This window comes from Paenibacillus sp. N3/727, from assembly GCF_022637315.1.
GTDB classification, from domain to species: domain Bacteria; phylum Bacillota; class Bacilli; order Paenibacillales; family Paenibacillaceae; genus Paenibacillus_AQ; species Paenibacillus_AQ uliginis.
Genome location: NZ_CP093336.1, coordinates 4933735 through 4948515, shown reverse-complemented (window position 1 = coordinate 4948515; position 14781 = coordinate 4933735). Strand labels below are relative to the sequence as shown.

Sequence of the window (14781 nt, the reverse complement as noted above, 5' to 3'; positions counted from 1 at the left end):
TCAATCAACCTCCAGATCTTACACCGCTCGAGCCGCCGCTGCCGAATCCTGAATGGCTTTTTGAAGAACGAATCGAATCACTTTGAGAACGGGTAAGAGGTGTGCCTTTACCGTGATAAACTCCGGATCCACCGTTATAGTAATAATAGCCGCCGGCTGAATCATATTCGCAGTATTCAATATTGGGATCGCAGTCATCATAATAGTTGTCCCCGCATCCGGTTAAGGTCGCCGGAACAGCCAGCATTAAAGCAAAAGCCGCCAATCTCATTTTTGAACCGGGGGCCATGTCGTTATTGTTCATCACTATCTGCCTCCTTCAGGAACAGTAAGACTCTATCGTGGGTTGGATCATATATGCTGAATAATATTTCATAGGTCAGACTGCTGAATACTAGATAATGATTGAGAAGGTAGGCGGCGATATCCCGTTTAAACGACGGAGCGGGAAAAAGCCGTTCCGGTGTTTGAAAGGCTGTGCCATCCCAGAGCAGATACTCTATACGGGAGAAGCCAACGGAACTGCCTTTGACAGCAGATTCGATAGCATTGCCGTAGGTCTCCACTTCCTCTGGATTAAAGGGTGTAACGTATATGAACTCTCCGGACTGATCATCACTTTCATGGGACAAATGCACGAACAGCTGTCCGGATAATAGCGTGGCATCAACTAATTTTCTAATAAACAGCTCATCTTGTGAAACCGATGATTCCTCTGCTGGCTTCGATCTTCCACGCTTTTCTTCCGGCCAAACGACATATTTTAATAAATAATAAATAGCAATTACCTGCCTTTCTTGATTATCCCGGCGTAAGTCTCGGGATTACAAATAACATACAGCTTCGGATCCTGACCGATGGGATCATCAAGCATACGGTTAATTCCGAGATTGCCGCGATTAGCGATGAGTGTTGCACCTTGTGTCAGCAGTGCCTCGAAAGCATTTCTGTAGGTTACCCAGGCAGGATCACATGGAATTTCATACAGATCATCTCCGAACCGGCTGCTGAGAAGCTGGGTGTATATCTCTGTACTGCCCTCATGTAATGCGGAACGTACAGCCAAGCGTGATACCGCATCATGGGAAACGATAAAATCATTGATGTTTACATGACGGAAATTGTGAATATGCTTTTCTAGCATAATTTCCACGGTCGTATGTACTTCCGGAGCCAGCCTTTCAATGCTGGAGGAGATTAACAGTGACTTGCCGTCTGTGAGTGAAGGATCGTCGATCCTTATGTCACCAAAGATAATGGCTGATTTCGCCCGTTCGATGCCTGCTTTCCGGAGCGTGTCTTCCGATGCCGGATCACCGCTTATAAAATGCACTCTCGGATGTTCAACAGGCATTCTGTCCAGATCATCGATTAGGACAATCTCGTTCAGATTTCCGGCACCAAGCAGTTCATCTATCGCAGATTGGGCTTTTTTGTTCCAGTGGATAATGATGATATGGCTCCCATTCGGATAATTCACTTTACCGCTCATCCTCCTTTCTTTGGCGTTTACGAACAGATCTATGATTTTTCCGATAACCAAGCTGAGTAGGCCAATACCGAACAAATACAGAAATATTGCGAATACTTTGCCAGCAGCTGTTACCGGATAAAAATCACCATAACCGACTGTAGTCAGGGTAGTCATGACATACCAGAAGGCGTTAAACGGATTTTTAAATGTGTCCGGTTCGAGAAGGTACATGATGCTTGAAGCCAGGATGATAAATATCCCCGAGAACACAATAAGAAAAGGAGCAGGGAGACGGAACAAGCGATTGGACAAACGTCTTAACAGTAGATACAAGATTTTTTTCACCCCGCTTCGTATCCCTGAAATTGGATCACTTGGCTATTATATACGGGTTATACGCTGGTCTGCCATAAAAAGATTCAGGAAAATACAAAGGCCCTTAACCTCATAAATAATGAGGATAAAGGGCCTTTGTCAGTCGATCAAACGCTGGGTAATATCGCAGGGATTTTATGCTATCCGTTCAGAACGAATACGAACAGAATCAGAATTATAAATAGGACGATACCGTTAATAATTGCGCCGATAACCGAGTGAGATCTTTTGTGATTTTTGGAGAAGCTTCCAGCCAGTCCCAACAAAAAACCGATCAGATTGATAGCCAGGATAATAACGAACACAGCGGCCAGGGATGTCATGGCTTCGAGTGCCTCCTGAGGTGGTTGTAGTATCGGACCTTCCGGAGTAACATATGGCTCTATCATTGTCGTTCCGAGCGAAGCCATAATAATATAACCCAATAAAGTTATAATAGAGATGATAAAAGATGCAATTCCAAAACGGGATTGCTTTCTGTCCTCTGGTGGGATGAATGTATTCTTAGATTGTTTTGAAGGCTCCTTCGGCTTCGAAGGAGGGGACGGGGTCTGATGGTCCATAATTATTTCTCTCCTTATCAAACATTTAATTTCGAATCGTATCTGTATTAATTTTTCACAAAACAGCCGTGAAATCAAGTACTTTGCTTTTGCTAGATTGATGGCAAACGTGTATTCCATCGGTTAAACTGAATAATAAGCATCGATTACAAGAAAACGCTGTATAAGGAAATGCAAAAGGAGTTGTCAAAAAAGATGCAGAGGACATTCATGGCATGGGGAGCTGTCCTAATGGCACTGTCCGTAGCTATCGGCGCATTCGGCGCTCATATGCTGGAAGGAAGAATCAGTGCGGATGAAATGGCAGTATATGAGACTGGCGTACATTACCACATGATTCATGGTATTGCTGTCATCATTACGGGACTTGCTGCAGGTTTGTTCGGCGAATCCAGAAAGTTGTTCTGGGCCGGTGTGCTGTTTATCACAGGAGTTCTTATTTTCTCCGGAAGTTTGTATGTGCTGAGCCTGAGCGGAATCAAGTGGCTTGGTGCGATCACGCCGATCGGAGGCGTATCCTTTATTGCCGGCTGGCTGGTTCTTATGTCTTCGGCCTGGTCTGGAAAAAGGAGATAGCAGTAGGCAGTAAGTAAATCAAAACGGCTTGCCTGTTCCCGTATGGGAGGCGAAGCCGTTTTTTTTAGAGATAAGCAAGTAATAAACACTTCGGAGTATACGGCATGCTTATTTTCGCAAGCAAAACTACTACTAAGTGTGGTCTGTCTTCTTGAGATACGTCTTTCTTATATGTTCTAGCTGGTACTGAATTCGTCAATTTCATTCACATTAAAAGTATAAACCTGCTTTTCATCCACATGATAAACATTCACCAGCTGATTGCTGTCATCATAGTTGAGAATTCGGCAGGGCAGACTTACCTGTTTACCGTTACGGTTCGCCGTCAGCCTCACAAGGCGGTTATCCTTTGAGTATATTTTTATCCATTCATAAGGGTCACTCTCAGGGGGGACTGGAGTGCTGGCGGCAGCAGGCTTCTTTTCCTTTTCCGGTAAGGAAGCGCCTTTAGCTGAATTAGTCTTGGCGGTATTTTCTATTTTGGTAGAGGGTGATGATTCGTTTAACGTAGAAGACTTAGAGACTTTGGAGATGACAGAGCGTTTTTTGGCTTGGATCAAGGTGTCGATGATTTCACCAAGCTCTAACCCCGATTTGACGCGAAAATCAATGACTTCTTCATGATTGTTTAGCATCTCCAGTAAATGTTGCAAAGCTAGTGCGTTGGAGCGGCTTTTTATTAGAATATCAACGTTAAATAAAAAACCGTTATCATCAGTAGTTGCGTTATTGTTCATAGGTTTATGGTTCACCAGCTTTCAAAAACTTTCCTAAACACAACTATATCATACCTTTCAGATAATCATAGTCCTAATGTCACGCGGAATTTCATAAAAATGTTTTATTAGCTAGAGACGTTAGCACCATACTGTATCCTACAGAATACACATAATCTTAGCCATGTGAGGGGAGGTGTGTTTCATGGTTACACTGTTGCCTATCGAAATTGAGGGACATACCGTCATGGGTGTGGAAGTAAAATTGCCTAAGACTACACTTTTGGCGATTTACACGACCCGTGGATATATTATGTGTGGGGCTCTGGACGTAGGTCTACTTAACCAAAAACTTGGAGACCGCCAGATTATTGCCGGAAGAGCTGTCGGAGTCCGTACACTAGAGGATCTACTTGAAGCACCATTGGAGTCAGTTACCGTTGAAGCTGAAAAATGGGGGGTTCATCCGGGTTTGAAAGGCAAGGACGCAATCATCCGGATGTTGTAAGAGGTACTGATCTACAAGAAAAGGACGATTCCGAATAGAATCGTCCTTTTCTTGGTTGTTTTGTTTATTCAGCGAATAAAGCCTTCAGGTTTTCCGGATATGGAGCCTCAATAATTCCTTTTTCTGTAATAATAGCCGTTACATATTCATGAGGTGTGATATCAAACGCCGGATTATAAACCTTCACGCCGGATGGAGCCGTTCGTTTACCGAAGCCTTCGGTAATTTCTTCTGCCGGACGTTCTTCAATCGGAATGTCTGCACCTGTCGGTGTGTTCAAGTCGATGGTGGATAAAGGACAAGCTACATAAAATGGTATTCCATGTGCTTTAGCTAAAACAGCGACCCCATAGGTTCCGATCTTGTTGGCGACGTCTCCGTTCGCAGCAACCCTATCGGTTCCCACGATGACAGCCTGTATCCATCCTTTAGACATGACCATGGCCGCCATGTTGTCGGCGAGCAGAGTTACATCAATTCCCGCTTGCTGGAGCTCGAAGGCGGTAAGACGCGCTCCCTGAAGTACAGGTCTTGTCTCATCAGCAAATACTTTAAAGGAAATCCCTTGTTCGTGAGCGAGATACATGGGAGCGAGTGCTGTACCGTATCTGGCTGTTGCCAGACCTCCTGCATTGCAGTGGGTAAGAATACCCATGCCGTCCTGAATAAGCGGTAGCGCATGTTCACCGATCTGCCGGCATACTTCTTCGTCTTCGGAGCGGATAGCATGAGCTTCAGCGAGAAGTCCTTCATTTAGACTAGTTATATTTTGATTCCCGCTGGCAAGTTTCTCGGCAGCCAGTTTCATCCGGTCCAAAGCCCAGAATAAATTGACTGCGGTTGGTCGTGATGTTGCCAGATAAGCACAAGTTTGATGAACATGATTTACCCATTCAGCTGTAACATTGCCTGGATAGCTGTTTGCGCCAAGAACGGCACCGTATGCTGCGGCGATGCCGATGGCTGGGGCTCCGCGGACCTTCATGGAGTGTATTCCTTCCCAGACATCTTCCGGGGTATAGAGCTTCAGGTTAACGATCTCACCCGGGAGAAGCCGCTGATCCAGCATAACAAGATGGTCGCCGCCCCATAGGAGGGATCTTAGTGGGCCAGTTGTTGAATCAAGAATTGTGTTTGTGTTGCTCATATAGACACCCCTATTTCTGTAGTTGCAAGATGTACAAGTTTTAGTAAGTCATCCACGGTACCGACATTCCGGTGGTGGCGGACCAGATTTTTTCCGACAGCGAGTGCTTTACGCTGCGCTGTTTCACGTGCCATATCATTTTCAATTCCATCAATGTCTGCTACATGCGACAAGCCGACAATTCTGCGTATCATTTTGCATCCCGCGAAACCTGTAGCATCTCGTAATACCTCAGTCAGGTAATGCTCCTGATACCCAGGTGTCCGCGACATTTCGTCAACCAGGTCTTTGTTCCACAGGCTGCGGAAGGATGATTCAAAATGATTCCATACATCCTTAACCATCTCAAGAAGACGTTCTTCTCGTAATGTTAAGTCTTCACCGCTTGGGTTCCTTCCCGGTTGGGAAGCATAGTTGAGCAGCAGATTTCCGATTACAGCGCCAATATCAAATCCCATCGGTCCAAAGTAGGCAAATTCGGGATCGATCACCTTGGTAGATTCAGGAGTGACGAAGATACTTCCTGTATGCAAATCTCCGTGCAGGAGGGCTTGGCTGTGTGTCAGGAATTTCTCCCGAAGAAGTGCTACCTCAAAATGAAGAGGAATATCGTTTCGTAAGGCTTCGGCTTCATCTTCAATGCTATCCGAGTAGCTGTTGTTGGCTGAGGTGCGGTAAGGATCTTCAAAAATGAGATCTTCCGTAATTTTGCACAAATCCGGATTGACGAAGCGCCCTGCAAGTTCTTTTTTCTCCTGTTGATTCATGCCAAGGTCAGAGGTGTAGAATAGTGTTCTTGCGAGAAATTGACCAATATGCTCCGCAAACCGGGGATATGTAATCCCATCGATTAATCCCTTTCGCATAATGGTATATTGGCTCAGATCCTCCATTATAGTATAAGCAAGTTCGTCTGAATAGGCGAATACCTTTGGAACGAAATCGGGACAAAGCCGATGCTGTATTTCGAGAGATTGTCGTTCAATACGCGCCCGTTCAAGTGATAGAGGCCAGGATTCCCCGACAACCTTTGCATAAGGAACGGCTTGTTTGATAATGATACTTTCAGCGGAATTTTCCGTGGTCACATGGAATACAAGATTTAGATTACCGTCACCGATCTCTCGGCAGTTAAGCACAGCGTTTTCGGAAAAGACCCCAGGAAGGCGTTGCGCAAGCGTGATCGCTTCTTCCGAAGTCAGTGGATGATATGCGGACATAGATGGTCACCTCCATATATAATAGAAAAAAGAAAAACCAACTTTTCTAGTAGGTATAATTCAGTATAACGGCAAACCAGGCACTTTTGTACATTTTTTTAACAATGACTCATTCGGCTTTTGACTTGATTCGGAGCCAGCCCGCTGGGGTAAACTATAAGTAGACGCCCGGCTTATTCATAAATGTATAGTGAGGTAAAGCGGGAAGCAAGTACTCGGCTGGTAAAGCCGACTTATTACGCTTATTTACCGCATTTAAGGGTGAATCATATATGGAAAAGGAAGGGATTACTTATGGCTAAAACTCAATCGACTAAATCGAGCAGCAAAACGAGAAACTCTGGTGTAGAGCAAGCACTAAACCAGCAGGTAGCTAATTTAAATGTCCTCTATGTGAAACTCCATAATTACCATTGGTATGTTGGTGGCGAGCAGTTTTTTTCCCTTCATGCTAAATTCGAAGAACTATATGATGAGGTTACCTTGAAGATGGATGAGGTGGCTGAACGGCTGCTTGCAATCAAAGGACAGCCGGCTGCTACGATGAAAGAATATCTTGAAATCTCTACGATTCAGGAGGCGGCAGGCAATGAGGATACCCGCGGCATGGTGCAGCAGCTCGTAGAGGATTTTGCTACACTGTCTGAGGAACTGCAGGAAGGTATCGAAATTGCCGAGAAAGCGGAGGATATGCCTACTGCTGATATGTTGACAGGCTTTAAAGCGGACTTTGAGAAGCATATGTGGATGCTTCGTTCTTTCCTAGGATAAGAAAATAGATTGAACGGGATGACTGGTGGATAAGGTCAAGAAATTCATTCTTTTGTTGAAAAATACAAATATGCCTGGGCAGTCGTAACACCTTAATCCTTCCGAATGTGACAACCGTCTGGTGAGGTACAGTTATTGAACAACGGTGCTGGATGCAGATCGAAAGGGGAGAGGGCTCAGCTTATAGTAACAGCTGTTCCAGAGACAGGCTGTAGAATAAAGGGCTTGGCCGTATAGACGGTCAGGCTTTTTTTATGGACATTGATGCAATGATAAATATCACACATTGGCTTGTCCGGTTGAATTAAAGTACCTTTTATTATAAGATGGGTTGAGAATCACTGAGAATCAGTTTAGAATAATTATAAATAAATTATCTTGTGATAAATCAGGGCGACCGATCCTGTTATCATATCACACCACTATACTTTTTTTCGACGGAGGGAATATCACATGTCAACGAAGTTTGTCATTGAAGGTTTGAAAGCACAAATCGAAGGCAAAGAAATCCTTAAGGGTATTAACCTGGAGATGAATGGCGGCGAAGTACATGCCATCATGGGACCGAACGGAACAGGTAAAAGTACTCTAGCTTCAGCTTTGATGGGTCATCCAAAATACGAAGTTACAGAAGGAAGCGCGACTTTGAACGGTGAAGATCTGCTTGAAATGGAAGTGGATGAGCGCGCTTTGGCAGGATTGTTCCTGGCGATGCAATACCCAAGCGAAATCGCTGGTGTGACCAACTCCGACTTCCTTCGCAGTTCGATCAACGCACGCCGCGGTGAAGGAAATGAGATTTCTCTTATTAAATTCATCCGCCAAATGGAAGGCAAGATGAAAGAGCTTGAGATGAATCCAGAATTTGCTCATCGTTACCTGAACGAAGGCTTCTCCGGCGGTGAGAAGAAACGTAACGAAATTTTGCAGATGATGATGATGGAACCGAAGGTCGTTATTTTGGACGAAATCGACTCCGGTCTGGATATTGACGCACTGAGAATCGTGGCTAACGGTGTCAATGCAATGAAAACCGAAGATCGTGGTTTCTTGATTATTACCCACTATCAGCGTTTGCTTAACTACATCACTCCGGATTTTGTACACGTGATGATGCAAGGACGCATCGTTAAATCCGGTGGTCCTGAATTGGCTCAGCGTCTGGAAGCGGAAGGTTACGATTGGATTAAGGAAGAGCTCGGCATCACTGACGAAACTGTAGGTCAAGAAGCGTAAATAGACGGGAGGAGGAGAAGAAATGACAACACAAACCATTCTTCTGGTCAACGCTGAAGCATTGAAGGCACTGTCCGCAAGCAAGCAGGAGCCTGCTTGGGTAACGGAAAGCCGCCTGACATCGCTGGAACTGGCCGGCCAGTTGGAACTGCCTAAGCTGGAGAAGCAGCGGATTGACCGCTGGAACATCCAGGCGTTTGGTGAATACAAGCAAAGTGAGCAGCTGTCATCTTTTGAAGATCTTCCACAGGAAGCGGCAAAACTTGTCGAAGGTTCAAGAGAAGGCGGACTCGTTATTCAGCGCAACTCGGGTACAGTGTACTCGAAGCTGTCTGAGGAGCTGGCTGCACAAGGCGTAATTTTTACCGATTTGGAAACAGCGGTTAAAGAACATGAGAATCTCGTGAAGCCTTATTTGCACGAGGCTGTGAAACGGGATGAACATTACCTTGCTGCATTGCACGCTGCAACTTGGAACGGTGGAGTATTCCTGTATGTCCCTAAAAATGTAGAGGTAGAACTGCCGCTACAGGCTGTAATGTTGACAGATAACGCTGAAGCGCTGTTTGCACCGCATGTGCTCATCGTTGCTGAAGCGAATAGTCGCGTCACTTATGTAGACAACTATTTATCCAATGGCTTGTCGGGGCATGTTACTCATAACGGTGCTGTTGAAGTGTTTGTTAAAAATGGAGCCAAGGTTCGTTTCGCATCGGTTCACCAACTGACATCGGAAACGACGGATATCACTTACCGCCGTGCAGTTGTTGAGAACGACGGTTCCATCGAATGGATTGTCGGTGAAATGAATGATGGCGACACGGCAAGCGACACGATGAGCATATTGCAAGGAAACGGTTCCTTGTCAGATCAGAAGGTAATTGCTGTCGGTTCCGGATCCCAGAAGATTAATTACACAACACAAGCACGCCATTTCGGCAAAAGCTCTGCGAGCCAAATGATTACCCGTGCGGTTATGCGTGAAGACGCTCAAGCGATCATTAACGGAATTACGAAGATCGAGAAGGGGGCAACAAAAGCGGACGGACAGCAAACCGAACGTGTACTGATGCTCAGTCCGAAAGCACGCGGTGATGCGAACCCAATTCTTCTGATTGATGAAGATGATGTTACCGCAGGACACGCGGCTTCGGTAGGACAAGTGAATCAAGAGCAGATTTACTACCTGATGTCTCGTGGTATTTCCCGTACGACAGCGGAATCCTTGATCATTTACGGTTTCTTGGCGCCGGTAGTAAGCGAGATTCCTTTGGAAGGACTGCGCGACCAGCTTCAAGGACTTGTTGAAAGGAAGCTGGGACAATGAATGCCTCAATCCGCGAACAGTTTCCTATCCTACATCAGGAAATAAACGGGCATCCGCTAGTGTATCTCGATAACGCTGCGACTTCCCAGAAGCCGCGTGCTGTTATTGACGCCGTTAAACATTACTACGAGTGGGAGAACGCCAACGTACACCGTGGCGTTCATACACTTGGTAGCCGGGCAACGGATGCGTATGAAGGAGCCCGAGAGAAAGTTGCCCGATTCATCCATGCGAAAAGCACGGAGGAAATTATTTTCACACGCGGGACAACGACAGCTCTTAACCTGGTAGCCTCATCGTATGCACGTTCCGTCTGCGGACCCGGTGATGAAATCGTTCTGACGGAAATGGAGCATCACAGTAATCTCATACCGTGGCAGCAGGTGGCTCTTGCCGTCGGCGCTACGCTGAAATATATACCGATTCAACCGGATGGTACAATCACATTAGAAGATGTAGAGAAGACCGTAACAAACCGCACCAAGATCGTGGCTATTGCACATGTGTCTAATGTAATGGGTGTGGTTCACCGGGTGAAGGAAATTGCAGAGATTGCTCATCGCAACGGTGCTGTGATTGTTGTCGATGGAGCCCAGAGCACTCCTCACATGAAAGTGGATGTTCGGGACCTGGACTGCGACTTTTACGCCCTGTCTGGGCATAAAATGTGTGCTCCGACTGGTATCGGGGCACTATACGGTAAGAAGGCACTGCTTCAGGAGATGGAGCCGATAGAGTTCGGTGGTGAGATGATCAACGATGTGGGCCTCTATGAGTCCAATTGGAAGGAGCTGCCTTGGAAGTTTGAAGGCGGAACCCCGATTATTGCTGGTGCTGTTGGATTAGGTGCAGCCATAGACTTTCTTGAAGAGATCGGCATGGATGAGATTGAGCGTCATGAAAGCCGCCTTGCGGCTTATGCCATGAACCGTTTGGATGAGATTGAAGGGATTAGCCTGTATGGTCCGCGTAAGCGGGATGTTGGTCTCATCACTTTTAATCTGGGTGATGTCCATCCGCATGATGTCGCAACTGTGCTTGATGCACAAGGCATTGCGATTCGCGCTGGTCATCATTGCTGCCAACCGCTGATGCGCTGGCTCAAGGTGTCTTCTACAGCACGCGCAAGTTTTTATCTGTATAATACAGAAGAAGACGTCGACAGGCTTGTCAGTGCCTTAATCCAGACAAAGGAGTATTTTGGCGATGCAACTTGACGATTTGTACAGACGTGTCATTATGGATCATTATAAAAATCCTCGTAACCGTGGGAAATTCGAAGACGATGCCGTCACGATTGACTTGAACAATCCGACATGCGGAGACCGGATTTCACTGCAGATGAAGGTGGAGGACGGTATTGTAAAAGACGCCAAATATACGGGCGAAGGATGTTCGATCAGCATGTCCTCCGCGTCGATGATGACGGATGCCGTTAAAGGAAAAACGTTGGAAGAAGCTCTTGAGCTGGCTTCCAAATTCTCCTGTCTGATGCAGGGCGAAGATGTGGAATTTGAAGAATATGAAGATATTGAAGCCCTATCCGGTGTGAACAAGTTTCCTGCACGCATCAAATGCGCAACGCTGGCCTGGAATGCACTGCGAAAAGGAATAGACGATACAGAATAGAAACATTAGAACGATAGGGAGGTAAGACGAATGGCCAAAAAAGCTCCTGAAATGGAAGAGTATAAATATGGTTTTCGTGATGAACACAAGGCAGTTTTTCAAACTGGTAAAGGTCTGACTCGCGAAATCGTGACTGAGATTTCTAAGATCAAGAACGAGCCGGAGTGGATGCTTGACTTCCGTCTGAAGTCTTTAGAACAGTTCGAGAAAATGCCAATGCCTAAATGGGGTGGAGATCTCGATGAACTGGATTTCAACGACATCCAATACTATGTAAGACCATCTGAGAAACAAGGTAAGACCTGGGAAGAGGTTCCTTCCGAGATTAAGGAAACCTTTGACAAGCTGGGCATTCCTGAAGCTGAGCAGAAGTTCCTTGCTGGTGTATCGGCTCAGTACGAATCTGAGGTTGTATACCACAACATGCAAAAGGATCTTGAAGACCAAGGCGTTATCTTTACAGATACCGATACGGCTCTGAGAGAGCATCCTGAAATCTTCAAAGAGTACTTCTCGACAATAGTTCCACCTTCTGACAACAAGTTCGCGGCGTTGAACAGCGCTGTATGGTCCGGCGGTAGCTTTATTTACGTTCCAAAAGGCGTAAAATGTGAAATTCCGCTGCAGGCATACTTCCGCATTAACTCCGAGAATATGGGCCAATTCGAACGCACACTGATCATTGCGGACGAAGACAGCTTCGTTCACTATGTTGAAGGATGTACGGCTCCAATCTATAGCACGAACTCGCTTCACAGTGCAGTTGTTGAGATCATCTGTAAGAAAAATGCACGTGTCCGTTACACGACGATTCAAAACTGGGCTCCGAACATTTACAACCTGGTTACGAAGCGTGCAGTTGCAGAAGAGAACGCGACTATGGAATGGGTAGACGGTAACATTGGTTCCAAGCTGACGATGAAGTATCCTGCCGTTATCCTGAAAGGCCGCGGAGCGAAAGGTATGGTGCTCTCCATCGCTGTTGCCGGTAAAGGCCAGCATCAGGATGCAGGCGCCAAAATGATTCACTTGGCTCCGGATACCACGTCAACAATCGTATCTAAATCGATTAGTAAGCACGGTGGTAAAGTGACTTATCGTGGACTTGCTTCCTTCGGACGTAACGCTGAAGGTGCTAAAGCTAACATCCAATGCGACACCTTGATTCTCGATAACGAATCCACATCGGATACAATCCCATATAATGAGATTAAGAATGATAATGTGATGCTGGAGCATGAGGCAACGGTATCCAAGGTGTCCGAGGAACAGTTGTTCTATCTCATGAGCCGCGGACTGAGTGAATCGGAAGCGACTCAAATGATCATTATGGGCTTTATCGAGCCGTTCACCAAAGAACTGCCGATGGAATATGCGGTAGAGATGAACCGTCTGATCAAGTTCGAGATGGAAGGCAGCATCGGTTAACCTTGTTACACCAAGGTTTTCTGGCTTTGATTTAGGGGTTTGTCCGTTTTTTGTCCGGTTACTTCACATATTGCTCGTACAGGGCAATAGCATCATCTTCAATTTTATCGGTAATATGTAAATACGTGTCCGCTGTGACTTTCACGCTTGCGTGTCCTAGTCGCTCGGACACGTATTTTATATTTGCGCCAGCTTCGAGTAAATGAACGGCGTGAGTATGTCTTAATGCATAGGGAGACAGAACGGGAATCTTCACTCTTTTACATACTTTATTAAAATAATCACGTACAACATTTGTTCTTAACCATCTTCCGTCCTGTTATGGAAGATAATATTATCTTCTGAAGCGCGGCGATCAAGATAAATGGTCGGCCTGTGGCCGTGGGATTGATTCTTTCGGCGTCTGACATATAAGTTAAGAGCCGTGGAGGAAGAATCCCACGGCTCTTATTTGTTAATCTTCAAACAATTCTTCCACTAGCTTGTCAACTTCACGTCTACGTTCTTTAGTCGCCTGTTTATCGACAGTTATAACGTTCCCACTTATTTGAACAACATCCCCTACATCCGCTTCGCTTGGCAGCAGATGCTTCGGGTATTCGATAGTATGCCCATCTTCCATTTCGATTTTTGCTATATCGCATTCAATCTGGTCGATAACACCTTTTATCATTCTCCATTACCTCGCAGTCTTAAATATTATTCTCTTCCCATCACTCATTGCCGTAATCGTTCCTCGCTGGTCTGTCTGGTATACTTTTACATCCGCTTTCTTTAATCGGTTCGTGACAATCCCCTTCGGGTGACCATATTTGTTATCCTTACCTACGCTGATTACAGCATACTTAGGATTTACGGCCTTTAAAAATTGGGGAGAGGATGATGTTTCCGAGCCGTGATGCCCGACTTTAAGCACGTCAGCACCCAGTTCCTCAGGAGACTTCAACATATCAGTTTCGCTCTTGTGCTCAGCATCCCCCATGAACAGGAACGAAGTATCTTTGTATGTAACCTTTAGAACAGCGCTCCAGGCATTAAGATCCTTGCCGTATTCTCCAATCGGCGTAATGAACTTAGCAGTCACACCATCTAAAGGTAACTCTATCCCTGCCTTTGCTGATTTAATCTTTAGGTTCTTATTCTTCACAGCCATCAAGAAGTCTTTGTATGTGTTCGTGGTATGTGAAACTCGTGGTGCATATACGGACTTGACTGGAATTGCATCTATGACCGTATCCAGTCCGCCAATGTGGTCGGCGTCCGGGTGAGTAGCAATGACCGCATCAAGACTCTTTACACCGAGCTGCTTAAGATAATCTACCATATCGTCGCCCTTGTGGTTGTCTCCACCGTCGATCAATACATGCTGTCCTTTAGGCGTTCGGATCAATGTCGAGTCACCTTGGCCGACGTCAAAATAGTAGACCTGTAACTCACCTGCTGCTTGCTCCTTCGGGAATGCTTGGTTTTCTGGTGTTGTTGCTGTTGGTAAACTCGGGGAGCAGGCAACCAGTACAAATAAAATAAGTCCTAATGTAATGTATAGTTTTCTCATGAGACCCTCCTTATGTATAAATTTTAACACATTAAAATAAATACAAAGACCCTACCGGCTTATATGCTGGTAGGGTCTCTTTTGCGTTCTAAACATCTTATTTGTCTTTCATGGGAACAGGACGCTTCGTAATAACAATATCTCCCTACAAAATTTGAAGACTTGAAGGCATATGTACTATCCAAATAACTATATCGAAGCAATATCAATCGGCTCGCTTGATCCTTGTTCGTTATTTTTTTAACTGTTGCCTCTA

General features: G+C 45.6%; 17 protein-coding genes and 1 pseudogene. 8 read left to right on the top strand and 10 right to left on the bottom strand.

Annotated elements, in window-relative coordinates; all coding sequences use genetic code 11:
- Positions 1 to 4 precede the first annotated feature (4 nt).
- From MNQ98_RS23055 to MNQ98_RS23040, 4 genes are all read right to left on the bottom strand, one after another.
- Positions 5 to 304 (bottom strand): hypothetical protein, encoded by a 300-nt coding sequence (locus MNQ98_RS23055; RefSeq protein ID WP_241930337.1) that lies wholly within the window; start codon positions 302 to 304, stop codon positions 5 to 7.
- Positions 294 to 632, bottom strand: coding sequence for a hypothetical protein (locus MNQ98_RS23050; protein ID WP_241930336.1), 339 nt, complete (start codon positions 630 to 632; stop codon positions 294 to 296). The genes MNQ98_RS23055 and MNQ98_RS23050 overlap by 11 nt, the downstream gene beginning before the upstream one ends.
- 152 nt (positions 633 to 784) lie before the next feature.
- Entirely contained in the window at positions 785 to 1819 is a 1035-nt protein-coding gene (locus MNQ98_RS23045) for a potassium channel family protein (RefSeq protein ID WP_241930335.1), read from the bottom strand.
- 170 nt (positions 1820 to 1989) lie between these two features.
- On the bottom strand, positions 1990 to 2412 hold the full coding sequence (locus MNQ98_RS23040) for a hypothetical protein (RefSeq protein WP_241930334.1): 423 nt from the start codon (positions 2410 to 2412) through the stop codon (positions 1990 to 1992).
- Between the two features lie 195 nt (positions 2413 to 2607).
- Here MNQ98_RS23040 and MNQ98_RS23035 point away from each other — a divergent pair, with 195 nt between their 5' ends.
- Positions 2608 to 2988 (top strand): DUF423 domain-containing protein, encoded by a 381-nt coding sequence (locus MNQ98_RS23035; protein WP_241930333.1) that lies wholly within the window; start codon positions 2608 to 2610, stop codon positions 2986 to 2988.
- Positions 2989 to 3164: 176 nt separating this feature from the next.
- On the opposite strand, the gene MNQ98_RS23030 is transcribed toward MNQ98_RS23035, so the two are convergent.
- Positions 3165 to 3725, bottom strand: a complete 561-nt coding sequence (locus MNQ98_RS23030; RefSeq protein ID WP_241930332.1) for a hypothetical protein — start codon at positions 3723 to 3725, stop codon at positions 3165 to 3167.
- 184 nt (positions 3726 to 3909) lie between these two features.
- Between MNQ98_RS23030 and MNQ98_RS23025 the strand changes: the two genes are divergently transcribed.
- On the top strand, positions 3910 to 4212 hold the full coding sequence (locus MNQ98_RS23025; RefSeq protein ID WP_208918241.1) for a YunC family protein: 303 nt from the start codon (positions 3910 to 3912) through the stop codon (positions 4210 to 4212).
- A 64-nt stretch (positions 4213 to 4276) separates the two neighbouring features.
- Here the strand turns inward: MNQ98_RS23025 and mtnA are convergent, their stop codons facing one another.
- Positions 4277 to 5359 (bottom strand): S-methyl-5-thioribose-1-phosphate isomerase, encoded by a 1083-nt coding sequence (gene mtnA / locus MNQ98_RS23020; protein WP_241930331.1) that lies wholly within the window; start codon positions 5357 to 5359, stop codon positions 4277 to 4279.
- Entirely contained in the window at positions 5356 to 6579 is a 1224-nt protein-coding gene (gene mtnK / locus MNQ98_RS23015) for an S-methyl-5-thioribose kinase (protein WP_241930330.1), read from the bottom strand. The genes mtnA and mtnK overlap by 4 nt, the downstream gene beginning before the upstream one ends.
- A 294-nt stretch (positions 6580 to 6873) precedes the next feature.
- Here mtnK and MNQ98_RS23010 point away from each other — a divergent pair, with 294 nt between their 5' ends.
- The 6 genes from MNQ98_RS23010 to sufB all read left to right on the top strand — a co-directional run bounded on the left by MNQ98_RS23010 (position 6874) and on the right by sufB (position 12970).
- Positions 6874 to 7350: a Dps family protein gene (locus MNQ98_RS23010; protein WP_241930329.1), complete on the top strand. Its 477-nt coding sequence runs from the start codon at positions 6874 to 6876 to the stop codon at positions 7348 to 7350.
- A gap of 453 nt (positions 7351 to 7803) precedes the next feature.
- The gene (gene sufC, locus MNQ98_RS23005) at positions 7804 to 8586 is read left to right on the top strand and encodes a Fe-S cluster assembly ATPase SufC (protein WP_241930328.1); all 783 of its coding nucleotides are present in this window, start codon (positions 7804 to 7806) and stop codon (positions 8584 to 8586) included.
- Between the two features lie 22 nt (positions 8587 to 8608).
- A complete protein-coding gene (gene sufD / locus MNQ98_RS23000; protein ID WP_241930327.1) occupies positions 8609 to 9913 on the top strand; it encodes a Fe-S cluster assembly protein SufD in 1305 nt (434 codons plus the stop codon).
- On the top strand, positions 9910 to 11130 hold the full coding sequence (locus tag MNQ98_RS22995; protein ID WP_241930326.1) for a cysteine desulfurase: 1221 nt from the start codon (positions 9910 to 9912) through the stop codon (positions 11128 to 11130). The genes sufD and MNQ98_RS22995 overlap by 4 nt, the downstream gene beginning before the upstream one ends.
- Positions 11120 to 11542, top strand: a complete 423-nt coding sequence (sufU, locus tag MNQ98_RS22990; RefSeq protein ID WP_208918248.1) for a Fe-S cluster assembly sulfur transfer protein SufU — start codon at positions 11120 to 11122, stop codon at positions 11540 to 11542. The genes MNQ98_RS22995 and sufU overlap by 11 nt, the downstream gene beginning before the upstream one ends.
- 30 nt (positions 11543 to 11572) lie before the next feature.
- Positions 11573 to 12970 (top strand): Fe-S cluster assembly protein SufB, encoded by a 1398-nt coding sequence (sufB, locus tag MNQ98_RS22985; protein ID WP_241930325.1) that lies wholly within the window; start codon positions 11573 to 11575, stop codon positions 12968 to 12970.
- Positions 12971 to 13028: 58 nt separating this feature from the next.
- On the opposite strand, the pseudogene MNQ98_RS22980 reads toward sufB, so the two are convergent.
- From MNQ98_RS22980 to MNQ98_RS22970, 3 genes and pseudogenes are all read right to left on the bottom strand, one after another.
- Positions 13029 to 13312, bottom strand: a pseudogene (locus MNQ98_RS22980) (tyrosine-type recombinase/integrase); the annotation flags it as partial.
- Between the two features lie 112 nt (positions 13313 to 13424).
- The gene (locus MNQ98_RS22975) at positions 13425 to 13643 is read right to left on the bottom strand and encodes a DUF3006 domain-containing protein (RefSeq protein WP_241930323.1); all 219 of its coding nucleotides are present in this window, start codon (positions 13641 to 13643) and stop codon (positions 13425 to 13427) included.
- Positions 13644 to 13649: 6 nt separating this feature from the next.
- Positions 13650 to 14525, bottom strand: a complete 876-nt coding sequence (locus MNQ98_RS22970) for a ComEC/Rec2 family competence protein (RefSeq protein WP_241930322.1) — start codon at positions 14523 to 14525, stop codon at positions 13650 to 13652.
- Between the last annotated feature and the right edge of the window lie 256 nt (positions 14526 to 14781).